Source organism: Arthrospira sp. PCC 8006 (assembly GCF_046480465.1).
Classification (GTDB): domain Bacteria; phylum Cyanobacteriota; class Cyanobacteriia; order Cyanobacteriales; family Microcoleaceae; genus Limnospira; species Limnospira platensis.
Map to the genome: position 1 here is coordinate 1 of NZ_PKGG01000056.1, position 21686 is coordinate 21686.

Genomic DNA, 21686 nt, shown 5'->3' on the forward strand with positions numbered 1-21686 from the left:
TGACCGAAGATTATCGATCGCCACCGGAAATAGTAAATCAGTTTCAAGCATTGCAACATCAACTCCGAGAGTCTTTCAGTCAAGGGGGAAACCTGAGATTTGAGGATTTTGATGTATTAGTCATTCCATCCCTCACCTTAGATCAGCAGCAACAGCAGAAAATTCCCGGAGTTCATCAGTATGAGGAGAGATTTCTGTTTTCTCTGACTCGTTTACGAAATCCTAGAGTTAGATTAATTTATGTCACCTCCCAACCCCTTCACCCCAGCGTTATTGACTATTATCTGCATTTAATGCCTGGGATTCCCTTTTCTCACGCCCGCGATCGCCTACTATTATTTTCTACCTACGATTCCTCTAATCGATCCCTCACCGAAAAAATCCTAGAACGTCCCCGGTTAGTCGAAAGAATACGCCAAGTTTTGCGACCTAAACGCACCTATATGGTCTGTTTTAACTCTACTCAATGGGAACGAGAATTATCAGTTAAATTACAAATTCCCCTCTGGGCTTCTGACCCAGATTTAGCCTACTGGGGAACCAAAAGCGGCAGTCGTCAGATTTTCGCACAAGCCAATATTCCCCACCCAGACGGCAGTCAATTAGTCTGGAATGAAACAGCTTTAGCCGCAGAAGTTAACGCTTTATGGGAACGACAACCCCAGTTAAAACGAGCAGTAATTAAGCTCAATGAAGGCTTTTCTGGCGAAGGCAATGCTATCCTTAACCTCCAAGGAATTGGCGACATTCCCCCCCATCAAAGGATCGCCAAAATTCGCGATCGCTTCGTGAATTTAAGTTTTCAAGCCAGCCATGAAACCTGGTCGAGTTTCCGTAGCAGAATTCCCGACTTAGGCGCAATTGTCGAAGCCTTTATCGAAGGAGACATTAAGCGATCGCCCAGTGTTCAATGTCAGATTTACCCTTCCGGGGAGGTACAAGTTCTATCTACCCATGATCAAATTCTCGGAGGTCCAGATGGTCAAATTTTCCAGGGTTGTAGTTTCCCCGCTGACCCAGCCTATCGATTACAACTGCAAGACTTAGGCGAAAAAGTTGGTAAAATCTTAGCCCAAAAAGGAGCCCTCGAAAGATTTGGTTTAGATTTTATTGCCGTTCGTCCACCACATACACCAGAGGCTCAATGGGAACTCCAAGCCATTGAAATTAACCTGCGGCGAGGTGGCACAACTCATCCCTTTATGACCCTCCAATTATTAACTAATGGTCAATACGATCGCCATACTGGCTTATTCTATAGTCAGCATAAACAACCCAAATACTATATCGCCTCAGATAATCTTCAGAACCATCATTATCGAGGTCTTTTACCCAATGATTTAATGGATATTATCGCCCAATATCATCTGCATTTTAACAATCGAACAGAAACCGGAACCGTGTTTCACTTAATCGGCTGTCTGTCTCAATTCGGGAAACTCGGTTTAACCTGTATTGGCGACTCTCCCACACAAGCACAGGAAATCTACGTTCGCATTGTAGCGGTTTTAGATCGAGAAACTCAGGCGATCGAACAGTCAGAAGACACATTAGAGCCATCCCCAAACCCGGGAACAGTCTCTAAACATTTATCAGAATCTGTTTATTAATTAGGGTTGTTTCGGTTGATAATGATTACAGCTAGAACAGGGACCTGTAGGATTAACAGCACATAGCAAAAATGCTGAGTTAGCGTTAAATTTACAGGTAGCCTGTTTATTAACCGTCTTTGATAGCAGGTTATAACGCTGTTCGTGATGTTCTATAAACCGTTTGATTTGTCGATGGGACTGTAGCCGCATCCTTTCCATACCTAGGTTATTCATCGCCGAGTTTTGCGTAAATGATCATAATATAGACTCTATCTATATCTTATCCTATCGGCTGGTGTTTTTCATCACAAAAGCCCCCAGGTGTCTTAGACTATCAGCCAGAGCTTCCTGGAAACGGGTTAAGGGGTAGTCGTGATTACCACCCCAACCCGCCGGATTGGAGTTAAGCTACTTTGAGCAATTCTAACTCCTGTTTTTTCTTAACATATTCAGCCAGTTGTGATTCGATTTGCTGGCGCACTTCTTTTCGATAGTCGTAGAAGTGTTCAAAGTGAGCGCACATGACTAGATACATTTCCACAACACCGGGATTTTTACGGATAATATCCAGTAGATAAATCCAAAAAGTCCAGCGAGTTTTGCGGACTACTCCCTGTCGCCACAGCAGAATTGACAAGGCTTTTATAGTTTTCCAACTTAGGGTTCTTCCCCCGGCTTTTTTCCGACGAGGTGCGCCCAGTTTCAGATAATAGCGGTGGGTGCGATCGAGAAACACTTGCGGATCGTATAGTTTCCAAAAACCGTCTATATATTCCTGTGCAATTTCCTCAATGGGACGAGTCGGAACAAAATTCATCAGAGTAGTCTGGTTAATATTGGCGGTTTCCGATCCTTCCAGCAGTCTCCCTTCTTTCTTTAAACGATGCCATAATCCCGTATTAGGGAGAACTTGTAGCATACTAAACATAGCCACTGGAATAGCCGTAGTTTCTACAAATTGGATAATGCGATCGCCCGCCCCAGATTTTTCCCCATCAAAACCAATAATAAAACCAGCCATCACCCGCAGCCCCGACCTGGTAATATTATCCACAGCATCAACTAGGGAATTACGGGTATTTTGGAATTTTTTAGTCAGCGCGAGACTAGCTTCGTCCGGGGTTTCAATTCCCAGGAAAACCGCATAGAAATTCGCCTCTACCATCATGTTCATTAATTCTTGGTCTTGGGCGAGATCAACTGATGCTTCTGTCATCATACGGAAGGGATAGTTATTTTTTTCCATCCATTCTTTCAACACCGGAAGCAGCAATTTTACATTGCGTTTATTCCCAATGAAGTTATCATCAACTAAAAAGATAGTTTGAGTAAATCCTAGTTCCAGGAGGCGATCTAGTTCCGCCACTAACTGCTCCGGCGCTTTCGTGCGAGGTTTGCGACCATATAGTACAATAATATCGCAGAATTCGCACTGAAACGGGCAGCCCCTGGAGAATTGTAAAGCCATCATATCATAGGCTTGTTTCTCCAACAAATCAAACCTAGGAATTGGGGTATTAGTGACATCAGGTTTTTCGCCATTAGCGGCGCGTAATATTCCCTGAGTTTCCCCTCTTTCCAGGGCTGCTACAAACATAGGGAGGGTAATTTCTCCCTCGTCTAGCACTAGAAAATCAGCCCCCATTTTTTCGGCTTCGTGGGGGAGTGCGGTCGGGAAAGGCCCCCCAACAGCGACCATTTTGCCGCGTTTTTTGGCTTCCTGAATTTGGGCAAGGAAATCATTTTTTTGGACGATCATGGCCGACAAAATCACTAATTCTGCCCATTCCCATTCTGCTTCTGTGACTGATCGCACATTGCGATCGACCAGCTTAAATTCCCATTCTTGGGGCAAAATTGCGGCTACGGTGATCAGCCCTAGGGGAGGTAACAGGACTTTGCGATCAACCAGTTCCAGAATTTTGTCGTAGGACCAGAAGGTTCTAGGAAACACTGGATAAATTAGTAAACTCTCATGGAATAATGCACCGGATTAACGATAAATTAGATAGGAATTGGATGGTATCTCAGACTTTTAAGAAACCGCCATTTTTGCGATTTCTTCCGTGATAATTTCCACAGTTTGATGAATTTGTTCTTCCGTATGCTGACAGGTCACAAAAAAACGCAGACGGGCTGCATTTTGAGGAACCGAAGGATAGAACATAAACGGGACGTTAATACCCCTATGAAACAGATTTTGGGACAGTTGCACAGAAGCCAGGGAATCGCCCACAATAATCGGAATAATGGGCGAATCTTTGCTGGTTCCTGTGTTTAAATTATGTTGTTTAGCGAGATTCAGGAACAATTGACCACGATCGCGCAGTCTTTGCACCCGTTCTGGTTCTGATGTTAACACATTAATCGAAGCCAAAACCGATGCCGCGTTAGGTGGCGAAATACCCACGCTGTAGACAAAACCGGGGGCCGTATATTTCAAGTATTCCACCAAGGCACTAGACCCCGCAATATATCCCCCACAACTAGCGAAAGATTTGCTCAGGGTTCCCATCCACAAATCTACATCATTGGGGTTAACGCCAAAGTGTTCACTCAGGCCTCTGCCCTGTTGACCTAATACCCCAATAGAATGGGCTTCATCCACCATCAGAAAGGCTTTATATTCTTGTTTTAACTCAATAAACCTGGGTAGCTCAGGAATATCACCATCAGTGCTATAAATGCCTTCTATCAGGATTAAAGTCCGTCTATAACGGTGGCGGCGGTCTTGGAGAATTCGGCGCAGGCTTTCCCAATCATTATGGGGAAAAGCAATAGTAGTGGCTCCCGAAAGCAAACAGCCTTGTAATAGACTATTATGGCTGAGGACATCATGGAGAATCAGGTCATTTTGTCCAAACAGATGACCAACGGTGGTGACATTGGTAGCATGACCGCCAACATAAACGATGCTGTCTTGGGTGCCGATAAAATTGGCGATCGCCTTTTCTAACTCCCGATGAATAGGTTTTTCACCCGAAAGCAGGCGGCTGGCGGAAGCCGATGTACCATAGCGGTCTATAGCATCCTTCGTAGCTTGGGAAACTATCGGATCACCAGACATCCCCAAATAGTTATAGGTAGCATAGTTAATTAACTCACGACCGTTAATAATCGTCGTGTTGCTGGCGATACCTTCTTGGGGGGTAAAAAAGGGGTTATCAATCCCCAGAGCCGCGATTTCCTGTTGTTGCTGTTTGATTTTCAGGTATTCTGGATACAGTTCAAACCGATAGTATTCCGGCGGAATATCAGGTAGGGTTTGGGTCGTGGCTCTTTGGCGCAACAATTCGGCTAGGAGATCCCGTTTTTGTTGTGGTGAAAGGTTAGCGGTGCGATCGGATATATTGGTCATTAATGATTTTCCTGTTCAGACAACATTGAATTCAGCAGGGAGTCTACTTCAGCATCAGACATTTGGTTAAGTCTTTCCAGTAGTTGCTGTGCCTGTTGTGGACTCACAGACTGACCGCTGCTGAAAGCTGTCGCCATAGGGGTAGTATCCTGGGCTAGATAATCAGCGATCGCCTTAATCGTGGGATAATCCCAGAGCAAGGTAGGGGGAAGTCTACGTCCAAATTGATTTTCCAGATCTCCAGATAAATTAACCGCCTCAATAGAATTAAGGCCGTAATTGGCAAAATCTTCATCAACATCAATCTCATCTGCATTTAACCCCAATCTCTGGGCTAGTTGGTTAATTAACCAACCTTGGATCGCTTCCGCATCAGGGGACAACCCCACAGACTTAGGCGATTTAGATTGGCTACCCAGTTGGTCAATATCTTTTCCATTCCAAGAGTGGTTCAACACTTGCACTATTCACTCCTCCATCACATTTTAGGCTGGCTATGCAAGATTCCGGGGCAGATTAGGCAGCCCGTCGGCGGTGAATCTTAAATCGCACCTAGACGGTTATTGTGCCACGAAGCCGATCTGATCAATCCTTTGCTGTTTCTGTTACCTCTAACGGACACAATAAGTTCAGTCTTCGACTACCTCCAAAGTCCCCGCTAGGAAACCAGCACGGCAAGCATGACGTTGGATCTTACCACTTGATGTTTTGGGAATGCTTCCAGGTTTTAGTAGCAAGGTAGTATAAACTTGCAAATCATGGTTTTGGGAAACGGCACGGCGGATTGATTGAATTAGATCCTTGGTGCTAAAGGATTCCTCCCTGGAAACACCCCTTGAGGTTTCACGACTAGGACTAGATTGCCGTTTCCAATAGTAGCGTTCTACTTCTGCAATCACCACTAACCTTTCTTCCCCCCCTATATCTACGGAAAATCCTGCTGCACAACTAGGACGGATCAAGGGGTGACTTTGTTCAACCGTCCATTCTATGTCTTGGGGATAATGGTTGCGGCCGTTAATGATAATTACATCTTTCAGGCGACCAGTAATAAATAGTTCGCCGTTTTCGATGAAGCCTAAATCTCCAGTCCGCAAAAATGGTCCTTCTCCGGTGGTGGCTAGATATTGACTAAAGATGGACTCGGTTTCTGATGGTCGATTCCAGTAACCTTGGGCGATACTTGGTCCTGATACCCAAATTTCTCCTACCTGTCCGGGTTCACAGGGTATCCCCGTGGATGGGTCCACAATGGCGATCGCCTGATCTTCCAAACTTGAGCCACAGCCTACTACTGTACGAGTGTTGTCTGTGTGACCATTGGTGGCGATCGCCTGATGTTGTTCTAGGGATGATGCTTGAATCGTTTTCAACGTCGGTAGTTGAGTTTTATCGCCGCCACTGACGATTAGGGTAGCCTCCGCCATACCATAGCAGGGATAGAAAGCCTGGGCATTAAATCCACAACTAGCAAAAGTGCGGGCAAATTTTTCTAGCACTTCATGGGATATCGGTTCAGCCCCATTAAAAGCTAAATCCCAACTACTCAGGTCTAGGGTTTCTATTTGGTCTGGCGTGACTCGGCGCACGCACAAATCATAAGCAAAGTTTGACCCCCCGCTGGTAGTCGCACCATGTCTTGATATCGCTTCTAGCCACCTGATAGGACGTTGTAGGAACATTAGCGGAGACATTAACACCACCGGAAATCCTCCATATAGGGGCTGGATAATCCCCCCAATTAACCCCATATCGTGATAGGGCGGTAGCCAGATCATCCCTATGCTGTCCTTGTTGTGGCCGAATTTCTCATAAATCCAGCCCGAATTGTGCATCAGGTTCTCGTGGCTGATCATTACCCCTTTCGGGGTTGCCGTTGAACCTGATGTATATTGTAAAAACGCTAAACTCTCCGGGTCGATGCTTACAGCCTCATAGCGATCGCTCCAACTTTCCCCTATCTGATCGGTAGCTACCCAGTTCAGTTTCTGTAGTTCCCAAACCTCCCCAAATTGCCGCTGTAGACTCGGTAGCACAGATTCTGTGGTTAGGGCTAGGTGAGAGTCCGCGTCTTCTAAGATACCCATAATCCTGGACAGCGAGCGGTTGGGGCGCGGCGGATAGGCCGGAATTGGTACTATACCTGCATACAAACAGCCAAAAAATGCCGTAATATAATCTATGCCCGGTTGGTATAGTAGTAATGCTCTCTCTCCCCGTTCGCTGATGCTTTGGAGATGGGCGGCGATCGCTCGACATATTCTGTCTAACTTTTGGTAGGTTAAACTGATGGTTTCAGTTTCTCCATCCACTAAAAATTTATAAGCAACTTGATGGGGTTGATGGATGGATCGACCCTTTAATATTTCCATTAACGTTGCTGCATCAAACGGATGTTGGAAAGCAGTCATTAAGTCTTAATAAGTGATTGAGTAAGCGAAAAAGTTTCCGGTCTCTTGGATAATATAACCTATTTTAATTTTTTGGCAACTTTTTTGTTGATTGGATGCTGACATCATCTTTTCCGGCTGACCCTAGGGACTATAATTACATCCCTAGAGTCTACAGGCTTATAGCCCGCTTCAAGTTTACGCCGTTTTTTGATTAATCATTATACTGGCGATAAATTACCCCGGGTTACTGTCGGGAATTTTGTGGATCTCTCTGCCATACTTGGTCTAGGCGATCGTTCCATTTTTTCTGATTCGCCGTCGCTTCCTGAATGTATGGAGAAGCCGCAATTACTTTAATCAATAACTGATTAACCGCCGAAAAAGGAAACTTTAATGGTCGCACAATATCCAAGAATAATACTACCCGAATTCCATCAGTTTCATTCCACACCTCATGGGGAAATGAATCATCAAATAACATACATTTTCCCTCTTCCCAATGCCGGATTTCATCCCCTACTCGCAGGCGGCATTTTTCCCTAGGCTCCGGCACTTTTAAACCTAATAAACACCGAATTACCCCCTTGTAAGGTCCTCGATGTTCCGGGATATGTTTACCCGGCAATAATATCGAGAAAAATGCCGTTTTTAAACCGGGTATTTTTTGGATAATTTCCGCCGTTTGCGGACAGCGATCGCAGCTTTCCGCCGATTTAATTCCATAGCCATATAAACAGTACGTTTTCCACAGATTATCGGTACTCGCATTATAGGCTTGATCCGGCGAAATATCCTGAAAATTAGGCAAATCATCCCGATATTTTAACAGTTCGTCTACCTCCTCGCGGATTAAATGCCAATGGCTTTCTAACAGCTCCACCCATTGGAAATTTTCCGGGTATTTGGCAGCGTCAAAAAATGCCGTATCCCCAATTTTGGAAGATTTACCAATCGATGTTTCTAACCCTCTTAATATCGGTTCCCCAATGCCATAAACTAAGAAATTTCGCAGTTTATCTTTAAAATTGCTCTGTAACCCTACTTCAGTCATAAATAGCACTTTTCCTGATTTGATTAATCACCTATATAATAGTATAGGTATATTTAATTATACAAGACCAGGGGCAACCAAAGAGATCTGGTTGCGATCGCCTGGCCTAAGCTGGTTGATCTTTGTTGATTAACTGTTAACTCCCTCTCGCCGCACCAGATCGGAAATATTGCTTTGTTGCAAGTTTTCATATTGCCATTGTCCGACCACCTCCAGAGTCCCCGCGAGAAACTGACGGCGACAGACTTGGCGTTGAACCTTACCGCTGGTAGTTTTCGGGAGAGTTCCAGTCTTCAGTAATACTACCGCAAAAACATCCGCCAGATGCTGATCAGCGATCGCTTCACGGATAGCCCCAATAACCTCCTCCACATTCAGCTTTCGCAGAAATTGCCGTTGTACCTCATAAGCGATCACCAGACGTTCTTCCTCCTCAACTTCAATCGAAAAAGCCGCCCCACAGCCAGGACGTAACTGATMATGACAAGTTTCCAAAGTTTGTTCAATATGTTGGGGATAATGGTTGCGACCCCAGAGAATCATCATCTCCTTCATTCTACCCGTAATAAATAATTCCCCATTCTGCCAAAACCCCAGATCACCCGTCCTCAGAAACGAACCCTGATTGTCTAATTTAGCCTTAAACGTGCGATCGCTTTCCGAGGGGTTATTCCAATAACCCAAACCAATACCCCCGCCACGCAACCAAATTTCCCCTACTTCTCCCTCAGCACAACGGGTGAGCGTTTCCGGGTTAGCAATAGCAATTTCATCCCCTAGCCAACCGCGACCACAGCCCACCACAGCTTTCGCGCCAGGATGATCACTCTCCACAGCTACCACCTTATTCTCCTCCAAAGCCGTGCGATCGACATAGCGAATCACCGGAAGATCTGCCTTTCGACCCCCAGAAATAAATAAAGTCGTCTCCGCCATACCATAACAGGGATAAAAAGCCTCCCGCCGAAAACCGCACTCAGCGAACGTTTTCGCAAAATTATCTAAAGTTTCCGCGCGGATAGGTTCAGCCCCACAAAATGCCACCTCCCAGCTACTTAAATCCAATTTTTTGAGATCACTAGCGCTCGCCTGTCGCCACAGTAAATCATAGGCAAAATTCGGCCCCCCGCTCGTCGTCGCTGCGTACCGAGATATCGCTTTTAACCAGTTCATTGGTTTCTGTACCAGCGCCACCGGAGACATTAACGTTACCGGAAAACCACCATATAGCGGTTGAATGACCCCCCCAATAAGTCCCATATCGTGGAATAGGGGTAGCCAGATCAAGCCTTGACTTTCCTCGGTATGTTCAAAGGCTTGATCAATAATTTCCGAGTTGTGTAGGACGTTTTGGTGAGTCACCATCACTCCTTTTGGTGTTCCCGTAGAACCCGAAGTATATTGCAGAAATGCTAGGGTTTCCGGGTTGATGTCTGGCGGAGACCAGGACTCTCCTAGGTTCGGGTTTAGGGTGTCTGTAGTTATCCAGGGGAGTTGCTCGAATTTCGGCCCTAATTCCGGGACTTTTTTTAATAGTCCTTGTATATGGGATAGCAGCGGTTTACTCGTTAGCGCTATTTTCGCCTCTGATAATTCCATGCGTTCTTGCAGTTTTCCTAATCCTTGGCTAGACCGGGGTGGGTTATCCGTCACCGCCACTACCCCCGCATACAGACAGCCAAAAAAAGCCGCGATAAATTCTAGTCCCGCCGTGTAAGGATACACTACTAATACATGGGTTCCGGGGGGGACGTGCCGACGAATTTCTGTGGCGATCGCTTTCGCTTGTTGGTCTAATTCCCCATAGGTTAAGCGCCCCGACTCCGTTTCTCCGTCCGCTAAAAATGTATAGGCGTTTTGGTCTCTCAATTTTTGGGCGCGATCGCCCAGTAGGTCTACTAACGTTTGATACTCAGTCATTTGGTCTGCATATCCCATCTTTTTGATCAAACCACATTTTGCCACTTCCTACCCCCCTTTAACTTCCCTCACATTTTTACCAAAATTATCCATTTTCTATTGACAAATATCAGGACTTGACTTATTATATAAGCATGGGAATCTGTGCCGGCATATATATAGAAATTTTGCCCATATCTTCATATCCCAAGAAGTCAAGACCCAAATTTTCCTGGGTATTTGCTAGTTTTTCAACCCTCCCCTACAGACCTTAATGGCGATCGCATAATGATCGCTACCGATACCGCTGCAGTTTGACGCGCCCTGCATTTAATTAACCTTTAAACAGTTGACAAACCGCCGCACTTGACATATAATGTTATTGTGGGAATATGTGCGGACATATATATCGCTTTTCAGGGCCAGGACCCCTTCGATATCATTTAGAAATCCGAAAAATTGCCATAAAAGCCTCACCACCATTTCATCTTAATCCCAACACCATCCAAACACCATAGTTCATCTCAGGTCAGTATTAACTTTTTTATTCCTGAATAGTCCCCAAAGTTACTGAAAAAGCCCACAATAGGGAAATCGTTGTCAATAAATGCGAGGCAATGACAAACCCACTTGATTGACAGGGACTCAGGGAAGCTATTACTATTTGCTGGCTGACTTTGTTTTTCCCGCATCTGCCAATTTTCGATAAATCAATAGACTATGCAAATCTTCTTGCGAATCTGGTTAGGACAAATTATCTCCGTAATCGGCACATACATCACAGACTTCGCTTTAGGGGTGTGGGCTTATCAGACCACAGGTTCTCTAACTCTGTTTGCTCTGATCATGGTGTTAGCCTATCTACCCAACCTGCTAATTTCCCCCATAGCAGGGGTGCTAGTAGATCGGTGGAACCGACGTTGGGTGATGCTAATTGCTGATTCTACCACAGGTGTGACAGCAATTGGGATGATGATTCTGTTACAGTCCGGCAGCCTGGAAATTTGGCATATCTACATAGCCGTTAGCATCAGTTCCGTAGCTAACGCCTTCCACATTCCAGCTTATATGGCAGCGATCGCTCAAATTGTCCCCAAACAGCATTTAGGTCGAGCTAACGGCATGGTGCAGATATCGCGGGCACTCGCTAGGATTTTAGGTCCGACCATTGCCGGCTTTTTAGTAGAAGCAGTCCAGTTGCAGGGCGTATTAATCTTTGATTTTGCCACCTATTTACTAGCCACCATTGCTCTGCTGAGTGTGAGGCTTCCCGATCCGAAACCAGCAGCATCAAGCGATCGCAAAACCTTTAATTTTGAACAGCTCTGGCAGGAAATTAGCTCCGGTTGGGATTATGTAGCCGCGCGTCCGGGACTGTTAGGGTTAATGCTATTTTTTGCAGTCATTTATCTAACAGAAGGAATGATCCAAGTTCTTTTCTGGCCGATTATTCTAAGTTTTGCATCTAGTTCCCAATTGGGGATAGTGTTATCTATTAGTGGTTGCGGGATGTTATTCGGTAGCCTAGTAGTCAGCGCCTGGGGAGGATTAAAACGCCAAGTTAATGGAATTCTCTTGTTTGTCACCCTGCAGGGACTCTGTTTATGTTTAGGAGGATTTCAACCTACCCTATTTTTAGCAGCTATTGGCGGATTTGGTTATCTATTCTCCCAGCCCATTGTCATCAGCAGCAACCAAACCATCTGGCAATGCAAAGTTCCTGAATATTTGCAAGGAAGAGTTTTCGCTTTACAAGGGTTATTTGAAAAATCCTTATTAGTTGTAACACAACTCAGCGTCGGACCTCTCGTTGATGGCATTTTTGAACCCATGATGCAGCCTGGGGGAATATTAGCAGATCGAGTCGGACATATTATCGGTATGGGACCCGGACGGGGAAGCGCTTTGCTTTTGTGTGGGGTCGGTTTGATTAATATTGCTGCCGTCATTATTGCCTATCGCAGTCCTCGTCTCCGTCGTTTGGAAGCCGAGGTTCCGGATCGCGATCGCTCCTTCTGCTAATGTAGTTTCTAGTTAACCTTAAACTAGACCCCGTAATGCTGCCAACTCTTCCACAATTAAAGGGGGTTCATATCCTAAATCAAACGCTTGGGAACTGTCTAGGGATGTATCGGGAGAACGAGGGGCGATCGATTTAACATCCTGTTGCTTTCCTGGCGTAATTCTATCCGCTGGTAAATCTAGCACCTGCGCCATTAGTAAGCCAAACTCATAGCGAGATATCCTCTGTTTTCCCCCTAGGTGTAATATCCCATTCACCTTTTTTTCGATCGCCAACAGTAACCCCTTCGCCGCCGTTGTGCCGCTAACCGGCGTGCGAAACTCATCCTCAAACAGATTGAGGAAATTTCCCGATTTTAGGGTTTTGATAAATCCCTGCATAAAACTACCCCCATGGGGCGACGCTATCCCATACATTAAAGGCATTCGACAGATAGCAGCTTGGGGATATCTGGCTAATATTTCCCCCTCCGCTTTCACTTTCTGTTCCCCATAAATGTTAATCGGACAAACTAGATCAGTTTCTCGATAGGGAGGGTTCAAACCATCAAATACTAGGTCAGTCGAAGTAAACACATAAGGAATTCCGGCCGCGCCGCACAAACTCGCCATATCCCCAGCCGCTACCACGTTAATTTTATGAGATATATCTGGGTTCTCTTGGCAAAAATTCGGTTTTGAAGCCGCCGCTGCATGAATTACCGCATCGGGTTTTATTTCTTCCCATACCTCCTTTAAGTCTCCTAACACGGTCAAATCAGTTTTGATAAATTTGACACCACTATCTGTCACCGGACTGGAATTATAGGTTCCGTAAACTTCCCATCTTGATTTGGCTACCTGGCATATATTCCAACCCAAGAAACCACTCGCACCTGTCACTAACAGTTTTTGATTCATCGCTTTTCATTGCCTGGCTTTTGGTGCTGTTATCTTCCCGCCTAATAGTCGATAGTTTTGGGGATAATCCTATATATATGCCGCCACAGATTCCCATGCTTCTATAATAGGTCAAGTGCCAGGGTTTGTCAATGCTAAATCATCATTTTTTGGGGATTTATTTCTATGGGGAAATGTACTTAGTTCTTCAACCCCCTAACCGCCAGATGAACCTTAATTCACATAATGGCGTTTTTGTCAATAGCCAGATTTTTGGCCGTCCACTTTAGCCCCAAAACTCGTGCATCGTGATTTTAAGTTTTAGCCAGAGAATATTGATAATCCGCGATATAATCAGGGTTGTAGCCTCTTTTTTTGCGTCAGGACACAAGAACCCCTTGGATGCGATTGTTTACAGCATACCAAAACCCCCATGAATTCGTCAAGTGTTTGAGAGAAATTCTCAATAAAATTGTAACAATTATTAACATAATTTTAAAATTCAAAACCTTGGGGATTTATCTATCAGCAAAACTTAACTATGCCCGATAATATAAGGGGATAGGTGAGGGGGGCGGGTTTGTTAATATTGTAGGTAGTAAGTTTAATTAACTGTGAAACCCGCCATTACCGGACAATTGAGAATGGATAACTAAACCCTAGCCCTAACTACTTGTTGTAATACAGCTTCAAACATTTTAATACCATCAGTATTACCCAACATAGKGTCAGCGGCTCTTTCCGGGTGAGGCATCATACCAACAACAGTACCGGATTGGTTACAAATTCCGGCAATATTATTGAGGGAACCATTAGGGTTATCGCCTTCATAGCGGAACACGACCTGGTTATTATCTTCTAATTGTGCCAGAGTTTTTTGGTCGGCATAGTAACACCCCTCACCGTGAGCAATAGGAAGAGTAATCACCTCATTAGATTGATATTTTCTAGTCCAGGGAGTTTTATTATTGACAACTCTGATGGGAACACGATCGCAAATAAAATGCAGATCCCGATTACGAACTAAAGCCCCAGGTAAAAGTCCGGCTTCGGTTAAAATTTGGAAACCGTTACAGATACCGATCGCAAATTTACCAGCATTTACATGGTCAATGGTAGCGCGAATAATGGGAGAAAAACGGGCGATCGCACCACAGCGCAGATAATCACCATAACTAAACCCGCCAGGAATGACTACCACATCAATATCAGAAAGGTCTGTATCTTGATGCCACACCATGCGGGTGGGTTTGTTTAACAGTCCCTGTGTCACCCAGGCGACATCGCGATCGCAGTTAGAACCAGGGAAAACTAGGATACCAAATTTCATATCTAATGGGCTGTAGTGGTTGCAGTTTCCGATAGGGGGGTTAAATCAAAACGATAGGTTTCGATAACCGGGTTGGCTAAAATGCGATCGCAAATTTGATCAAGTTGCTGGACTGCTTCCGCTTCGTCCGCCGCCTGGAGTGTCACCTCTATATATTTACCAATTCGGATTTGTTCGACATTTTGATATCCCATCTGCTGAACGCCGGAACGAACCGCCGTCCCGGCTGGGTCTAACACTGAAGGACGAAGGGTGACGTAAACTTTAGCTTGAAATGTTTGTGCCACAAAACTACCCATGTTGTTTAACTAACAAATCTTATTATCCACCAAACCCGGATCACAAGAAACATCCACGAATGATAAACTGGGACAAGGCTTATTGTGGCTTCTGGCAAGTGTCACAAAATCTTCATAAACATGACACAGGGCTGTAACAAGGGGTGACTATTCTTAAAACTGTAAGCAAGTTTAGTAACTCGCTCCTCACACCATCATCCTTTGTTGTTCCACCGTCACCGCGTCGGTGGATTTTTTTTGGCTGCTAGGTTGATTTTTTGTTCAATTTTTAAAAAAATGTACGGCCAGGGTGGCTGTGGGGGTTGACAGGCGGCGGGAACTCATGCTAATATATTGACATTTCTTTAAATAATGAATCATATTCAACAATAAAAAAAGTTCAAATATTCCTATTATCTAAAATCATATCAGAAGTCAACCAAAAAAGCCAGGAAACCCCCAAAAAAGAAATTTTTTGTAACATTTCTTAATTTTTTGTTACAAAACTTAACATAATTCGGTTCACACTGGTAAGGGGTTATACTATTGTATGAGCGCATAAGTGGAGGAAAAACAACGGTTTACACACGCCCCTTAGCCCGTCTAATCGAACAGTTCCAGAGGCTGCCCGGTATTGGGCCAAAAACAGCCCAAAGACTTGCTCTTCATATTATCAAACGGCCAGAGGAAGAAGTACAGGCCCTAGCGAGGGCGTTGTTGGAAGCGAAAAAACAGGTAGGTTTGTGTCAGGTATGTTTTCACCTGTCGGCGGAACCTGTTTGCGAGATTTGCCGTAATCCGCAACGCGATCGCGAAACGATATGTGTAGTTTCGGACTCACGGGATGTAATCGCGTTAGAGAAAACCCGTGAATATAGGGGATTGTATCATGTTTTGGGGGGAGTAATTTCTCCTATGGATGGTATTGGGCCAGAACAACTAACAGTTCAACCCCTAGTGAGGCGGGTAAGTCAACAAAAGTTTAAGGAAGTGATTATCGCGGTTAACCCAAGCGTGGAAGGGGAAACGACGACATTATATTTAGGTCAATTACTGAAGCCTTTTACGAGAGTAACTCGTATTGCTTTCGGTTTACCTGTGGGTGGGGATTTAGAGTATGCTGATGAGGTGACGTTAGCGCGGGCGTTAGAAGGGAGACGGGAGTTAGACTAATGGAGGGGGCTGTGACAGTTATCACCAGCTATAAGTGTTTTAACTCACCAAATTACATCTGTATAATCACTGATTGTCTGATAGCAGATCACGGATCTAATCTGAGAAATGGAGGATGATAAAAGTGTCGAGTTCAAAACGCACTTATGTCTCCAGTCAAACTACTTCCGGGCGCACTCTCAGAAATCATTGCATCGGTAACTGAAACGAGATCTTTGACTAAAGCCGATCGCTATGGTCTAATGGCAGCGGTACTAGATGAATCCTTAGAAAAAGAAGAACTACGAGTGATAGATCGTCTATTGTACTCAATTCGGCGGGGACGAGTCCAGCTAGTAGACGAAATATAAGTAACGCTATGAATAAATCGAGTCGATCAACAGAATGAACTCGACAGCTTTCTGTTTATCCCAGGAGAGTCCGCTTATGCGGACTCTTTTTGATCTGCGAAATCAGTAGCGGGGTACGGTATCATCAACGATTACAGAGTAAGCATCAATGCCGCCGGTAATATTTTTAACATTAGTAAAACCCTGTTGAATGAGCCACTGACCCATTTGGGCTGAACGTCTGCCATGATGACACATTACCCAAGTTTCCTTATGGAGGTCAAGTTGAGTCAAAATGGATTCTGACCACTGCTGATGTTCACTCAAGGGGTAATTAACAAAACCATCAATACTAGCGATCGCCAATTCTTGAGGTTCTCGAACATCAATAAGCTGCACCTCTTGGGTAGGCTTTTGTAGGTAGTCAGCAACGGTCTTGACATCAATTTCAGGTAAGTAAAAAAATTGAACCGACATATAACTAGGGTATTTTTAGTTCCTGTATCAATTTGAATAATTATGGCAGATTCTGGAGAAGGTTGCGGAAAAGTTGTAGGGGCGGGTCCTGTAGGGGCGGGTGCTAAAGCCAGCCACAGCACACAGGACAAGACTGCTGCACCCTCCCCAAGCCAGCCACAGCACACAGGACAAGACTGCTGCACGCGCCCCAAGCCAGTCACAGCACACAGGATAAGACTGCTGCACGCGCCCCAAGCCAGTCACAGCACACAGGATAAGACTGCTGCACGCGCCCCAAGCCAGCCACACACAGCACACAGGATAAGACTGCTGCACGCGCCCCAAGCCAGCCACACACAGCACACAGGATAAGACTGCTGCACGCGCCCCAAGCCAGCCACAGCACACAGGATAAGACTGCTGCACCCGCCCTAGGGGATAAAAGATTGCTAAAAAACAATAGTATCAGGGTGATTGGGTAACTTTAGTTGAACCAATGGGGGATTCTGACGATAGATAATCGCGCCACTACAGCCAGTAACGGGACCTTGAAACAAAAGACGCTGACCATCAGCAGCTTCGACAAACATATTACCAATACAGACCCTACCGCCGCGACTATCAACCTCAATTTGTAGAGTCTTGAGAGTATGGAGGTCGGTAATTGTCGCTTTGAGGAGGCGATCGCGTTTAACTACGCGCACTTCCATCGAATCAATACGGAAACTATAAGCATGACCATCAGAAGAGGAAAGATTGATCTGTACTCCAGGGGGCAATCCTTGGACAAGATTGATAGCACTCTGCTGGGATTTATGGGTTGTCAAACGGTCTATGGGTGGGAGATCGGTAGGTAAAGCGTCTAAATCAATCCTCCAATCGGAGGCTTTGCGGTTAATTTCCTCACTTATAGCGGTAGCCCGCCGAGGGTCAACGTTGGCGGCATAATTTTGTTGTTTAATTTTATTAACAATCCAACGTTGTCGAGCAAACACCTTTAAATGGAGGTTTTCGGCTTCAACAAACTGCTCATAAAATCTTAAAGTCCGCACTAAATCGCCAATTCTTTCGAGGACTACGCCGACTTCCGGAACTGCTAGATAGGCTTTCCAATCGGAATTGGATAATACTTGGTCTATGAGGGTCATATAGCGAGAGCGAGCAATACGCACCTGTTGTGGGGTCAAATTAGAGCGAGCGAGTTGTCGGATTAACTCAAACTGTAAGCCTTTGATTTCGGATCGAGAACACTCTTCTAAGGCGGCGATCGCATCAGACCATTGTCGGGAGCGCATCAAATATTCTACCCAGTCGCGGTAGCGATTTTGTGCAAGTAAGGCGCGTCTAACACATTCGCCATATTTTAACCACTGGGCGGTGACGGGACGACCGGCGCGTTCCCATTCAGCAATAATGCGATCGCTATTTCCGGCTCGTTCCAAATAAGCCAAACCTTCTGGGAAGCCTAACACATCAGCTAGAGCAATATTATATTCCCGTCGGTCAGTAGACCCACAACGCTGCCAACAGCGGACGGCGCGCCGCAAGTTTTTAGCTCGATAGAAGCATTCCCCAGCAATATCTAGGAGGCCATCATATTTGGCTTCATCTAAGGCTTCCAATACATCACCAAATCTTTGCCACACAGGGAGAGATAATCGCTTTTCGGCCATCAAGCGTTTGATTCTGCTGGCATATTCAGAAATGGCTGCTTTCCAGGGTTTGCGGTTGTGGTCTGGCGTGCGAGAACCGAGGTGGGGGTGATGAGGACTATACTCGGTGGTAGGATTTAATCCTACGGAAGTGTCTAAATTGACTGTTCCCAGATCGGTGGTAGATTTTTGTGCTATGGCTTCTTCCAAAAATAGGGTAAATTGCTCGACTACAGCTAGGGTTTTGGTGGGGGTTGCCATAAATTCGACTAGGGGACGTTCTGCTGGTCTTGATTCAGGAAATTGGTGATACCAGTCGAGTAGGGCTTGCCAACATAGACCATGCCAGAAACATTCCCAGGCTGCGTCGTTTTGACCATAGCGACTAAATAATAGCCCGGCTTCTCGAAATCGGCGATCGAATCTCAGGGCCCAGGCTTCACATAATAGGGCTTCTGTTTGCTTTCCGAGTTCGAGATAAAACTGTTTAGCCCGTCGTAGGGAAACGGGATCTTTCTGCATTCGGCCATTTTCTTCAAATTCTTGGGCTTGTAATTCCCGGTGATCAAGATCGAGATTTTCGAGACTATCCCCCCAATTTAAACCGCCTATATAGCCTTCCCAAATCTGGCGATCGTCTGATGCAGCTAAACATTGTTCTAGTTGGTATGCAGATTGGTGTAACCAGTCTGTGGTTGCATATTGCCAGAGGAAACGATCGCCGACTTCTGTATCAATGACTATTAGGTTAGTGATTCCTCGACTGGCTGCTACATATAATTTATTGAAAAAATACTCTAATTCTAAGGGATGTTCTTGGTCTAAATTGATATAATCCCAAAGCGATCGCCCAAATTCCTTGGCAAACTGTTCGCCAAATTTATATAAAATTACTAGGGGGAATTCCAAGCCTTTGGCTTGAATGGCACTTAACACATTTTTCGGGGGATTGGTTTCGCTGGCTCCCGGATATAACGAAGATAAAAAATCATCATTTTTAATATATGTTAATTCGCCGTTTGCTTCACACGGTACAATAAAAATGGGGGATTTTTCGATGTGGCTTTTGAGGTCATTTACGGAAAAATTACGCTGACCAAAGATGAATTTTTGGGGATGACGAGCATTGGCTATTGGTTGCCATGCTTCCTGGGGTTTGAGTTTGGGGATTTTAAAAACTAGATGCCGCCATAGATGAATTAAATTGGTCATTTTGACTATGGCTGGGCTGGATCTATAATTGGATTCTAGTTCATAAAATGACATTCCTAGATTGAGTTTTTGGTCAGGGTCTAGGTGAGAAATTACCTGATCAAAAAAGGTGGCTTTGACACTTTGCCAACGAAATCCGGTGGGGTTAAGGGTCTGAAATGGATCCCCGGCAAAGGCAAAGGGTAAACTGGGAATGGGGGGATACATAACTGAGTCAGAAAATAGAGAGAGTTTGACGATTAGCAATAGTTCTAATTTGGTGAAATCCTGGGCTTCATCACAAAAAATTGCTGTATATTTGGGGAGGCTATCACCTTTGACTTGCAGGACTCGCCGGATTAAGTCTTGGTCATCCCAATAGCCATCATCATGGGTGAGTCTATAGTACCACGGCCAAACCTGTTTATAAATGGCATCAAAGACTTCTGAGGAAATGGTTTTTTCTCGGCGGGGAACATCATCATAATCCTCTGGGGTCATGTATTCATCGTTTTGATTGACGAGGCTATAGCCTTTGATGAATGTGCGGATAATATGCCAGCATAATTCTGGAGAGTAGCGTTTTTGGCGATGGGTAAAGTTTTGGCGGAAGTCGTAAAAGGAGATATAGCGATCGCGATCAAATTTATCGCTTTCTTCTGGAGGAAGTAAATTAATTAGAAAATCTTGGAAGGATTGAAAGCAAGGTTCTAAGGGTGGTTTTTTCTTCAGGTTACTGCTGTTTAGCATGAACTTATAGTTAGTTATTAGCAGCTTTTCTACTCCTTGTTTTGCGCGAGTTAGCAGACGTTCATTATAAGTCAAAAATAGTGGTTTAATGACTTTTTCTGGCAGTTTTTGAGCATAAATTTTCCGGTAGCGATCGCAGTATTCAGCAAACAAATAAACCAACATGGTTGATTTGCCACTCCCCGCGCGACCATTGATAAATAAGGGTAGAGAATTTTCAGAATCAGGGCTAGAAAGTTCATGTAAAATTCTTTCTTCTTCCACAGAAAGGGCTAAATTAATACCATTATCTGCTTCAATTTCTAGCCAAATTTCCCTATCTAGGACTAAATAGTCTGGATAAGCGCGACGGGTATAACGCGAGAGAATATCATAAGTAATGGGTGTGGAAAAAATACCCTGGGGAAAGTCAAGAGTTAACAGCCGGGTCTGTTGTAGCACCGCCTCAATATCGGCTGGCTGGGGTAGACCATCAAAACTGGCTACTAAGAACACTACCCGACGAGGTAAGCCGTCGGCTGTCTCTAAATGGCTATAGAGGACATAATTACTACTGTCTGGTTTGCAGGTTAAGTATAAATTTGGCCAGGGAGTGTGCTGTTTTTCTTCCTGTCCTTCGACAATGGCTAGGACAATTTCACCATAACTCTGCCATTGGTCGCGAGTTTCCTGCTGCTGAAACTGTTTGACCCAGACCTCACCTTCACAAATAATGCGATCGTCTGTCTTGCGAGTCCAGGTAGGTCGTTGTAGCCAACCGTGATAGATTTCTGGTAAAAATTGTTGACGGAAAGGCCCTTTTTTTCTTTCTCGTTGGCCTTTGATACTATTTTCTAGGTCGGTATAATCAACTAGAGGGTCTAAATGCTTTTTCCCGTAGTCTTCTGGGTTTTGCAGAAAAGACTCATATTCATGACCCCCCCTAGTCAAAACATCGAGTAAACACAATACTCGCTCATTCTTAAAAGGAAAGATTTTCCCCAGTAGTCTGAGATTACGGACAGGCCGCTTCAGATAGGGATAATTCCAGTTAAAATAGGCATGGACAGCAGAACTGCCCTGGGTCTGAATGGCTACTACTAATTCTGCAATCTGACCCTGAACACCAAATTGTTTGGCTTGTTGATCAAACCTGGGGGTAGTGTAAATATACATAGCTCTTGCGGATTTCCAATTAACCCAGGGGTGCAAACGAATCACACCAAATCTAACTAATTATACTTACAGATACCCACTAATTGTGTGATAATGGCTGTGTCAGTATCAGAAACATCCCGGCTCAGGTCTAAGGTAACAGGCTGAAACCTAAGCAGGGGTATGATTTCATAAA

At 44.8% G+C, this 21686-nt stretch carries 17 protein-coding genes; 5 read left to right on the plus strand and 12 right to left on the minus strand.

Going from position 1 to position 21686, the window contains the following annotated elements; translation table 11 throughout:
- A partial coding sequence (locus B9T16_RS10800) for a peptide ligase PGM1-related protein (RefSeq protein WP_410244757.1) occupies positions 1-1610 on the plus strand: 1610 nt, incomplete at its 5' end.
- On the opposite strand, the gene B9T16_RS10805 is transcribed toward B9T16_RS10800, so the two are convergent.
- The 7 genes from B9T16_RS10805 to B9T16_RS10835 form a co-directional block, all read right to left on the minus strand.
- Positions 1611-1826, minus strand: coding sequence for a DUF6464 family protein (locus B9T16_RS10805; RefSeq protein ID WP_006619375.1), 216 nt, complete (start codon positions 1824-1826; stop codon positions 1611-1613). It abuts the gene before it with no gap.
- 169 nt (positions 1827-1995) lie between these two features.
- Entirely contained in the window at positions 1996-3546 is a 1551-nt protein-coding gene (locus B9T16_RS10810) for a B12-binding domain-containing radical SAM protein (protein WP_410244758.1), read from the minus strand.
- Positions 3547-3627: 81 nt separating this feature from the next.
- Entirely contained in the window at positions 3628-4950 is a 1323-nt protein-coding gene (locus tag B9T16_RS10815; protein ID WP_410244759.1) for an aminotransferase class I/II-fold pyridoxal phosphate-dependent enzyme, read from the minus strand.
- Entirely contained in the window at positions 4950-5414 is a 465-nt protein-coding gene (locus tag B9T16_RS10820; RefSeq protein ID WP_006619378.1) for an acyl carrier protein, read from the minus strand. Before B9T16_RS10820 ends, B9T16_RS10815 begins: the two co-directional genes overlap by 1 nt.
- A gap of 165 nt (positions 5415-5579) precedes the next feature.
- On the minus strand, positions 5580-7361 hold the full coding sequence (locus tag B9T16_RS10825; RefSeq protein ID WP_035736018.1) for a fatty acyl-AMP ligase: 1782 nt from the start codon (positions 7359-7361) through the stop codon (positions 5580-5582).
- 226 nt (positions 7362-7587) lie between these two features.
- Entirely contained in the window at positions 7588-8394 is an 807-nt protein-coding gene (locus B9T16_RS10830; RefSeq protein WP_006619380.1) for an aspartyl/asparaginyl beta-hydroxylase domain-containing protein, read from the minus strand.
- 129 nt (positions 8395-8523) lie between these two features.
- Positions 8524-10314, minus strand: a complete 1791-nt coding sequence (locus B9T16_RS10835; protein WP_410244760.1) for a fatty acyl-AMP ligase — start codon at positions 10312-10314, stop codon at positions 8524-8526.
- Between the two features lie 699 nt (positions 10315-11013).
- On the opposite strand from B9T16_RS10835, the gene B9T16_RS10840 reads away from it, so the two are divergent.
- The gene (locus B9T16_RS10840; RefSeq protein WP_006619382.1) at positions 11014-12315 is read left to right on the plus strand and encodes an MFS transporter; all 1302 of its coding nucleotides are present in this window, start codon (positions 11014-11016) and stop codon (positions 12313-12315) included.
- 18 nt (positions 12316-12333) lie between these two features.
- Here B9T16_RS10840 and B9T16_RS10845 read toward each other — a convergent pair whose 3' ends face one another.
- The 3 genes from B9T16_RS10845 to purS form a co-directional block, all read right to left on the minus strand.
- Positions 12334-13215: an SDR family oxidoreductase gene (locus tag B9T16_RS10845; protein WP_006619383.1), complete on the minus strand. Its 882-nt coding sequence runs from the start codon at positions 13213-13215 to the stop codon at positions 12334-12336.
- A 631-nt stretch (positions 13216-13846) separates the two neighbouring features.
- On the minus strand, positions 13847-14524 hold the full coding sequence (gene purQ, locus B9T16_RS10850) for a phosphoribosylformylglycinamidine synthase subunit PurQ (protein ID WP_410244761.1): 678 nt from the start codon (positions 14522-14524) through the stop codon (positions 13847-13849).
- Positions 14525-14526: 2 nt separating this feature from the next.
- A complete protein-coding gene (gene purS, locus B9T16_RS10855) occupies positions 14527-14823 on the minus strand; it encodes a phosphoribosylformylglycinamidine synthase subunit PurS (RefSeq protein WP_006619385.1) in 297 nt (98 codons plus the stop codon).
- A gap of 525 nt (positions 14824-15348) precedes the next feature.
- On the opposite strand from purS, the gene recR reads away from it, so the two are divergent.
- Positions 15349-15975: a recombination mediator RecR gene (gene recR / locus B9T16_RS10860; RefSeq protein WP_006619386.1), complete on the plus strand. Its 627-nt coding sequence runs from the start codon at positions 15349-15351 to the stop codon at positions 15973-15975.
- Positions 15976-16121: 146 nt separating this feature from the next.
- Positions 16122-16325 carry a hypothetical protein gene (locus B9T16_RS10865; protein ID WP_006619387.1) on the plus strand — a complete coding sequence of 68 codons (204 nt, stop codon included), beginning with the start codon at positions 16122-16124 and terminating at the stop codon, positions 16323-16325.
- Between the two features lie 102 nt (positions 16326-16427).
- On the opposite strand, the gene B9T16_RS10870 is transcribed toward B9T16_RS10865, so the two are convergent.
- Positions 16428-16781, minus strand: a complete 354-nt coding sequence (locus B9T16_RS10870) for a rhodanese-like domain-containing protein (RefSeq protein WP_006619388.1) — start codon at positions 16779-16781, stop codon at positions 16428-16430.
- A 42-nt stretch (positions 16782-16823) separates the two neighbouring features.
- On the opposite strand from B9T16_RS10870, the gene B9T16_RS10875 reads away from it, so the two are divergent.
- Positions 16824-17135 (plus strand): hypothetical protein, encoded by a 312-nt coding sequence (locus B9T16_RS10875; protein ID WP_410244762.1) that lies wholly within the window; start codon positions 16824-16826, stop codon positions 17133-17135.
- 77 nt (positions 17136-17212) lie between these two features.
- Here B9T16_RS10875 and B9T16_RS10880 read toward each other — a convergent pair whose 3' ends face one another.
- A complete protein-coding gene (locus B9T16_RS10880) occupies positions 17213-21511 on the minus strand; it encodes a hypothetical protein (protein WP_006617271.1) in 4299 nt (1432 codons plus the stop codon).
- Positions 21512-21686 lie beyond the last annotated feature (175 nt).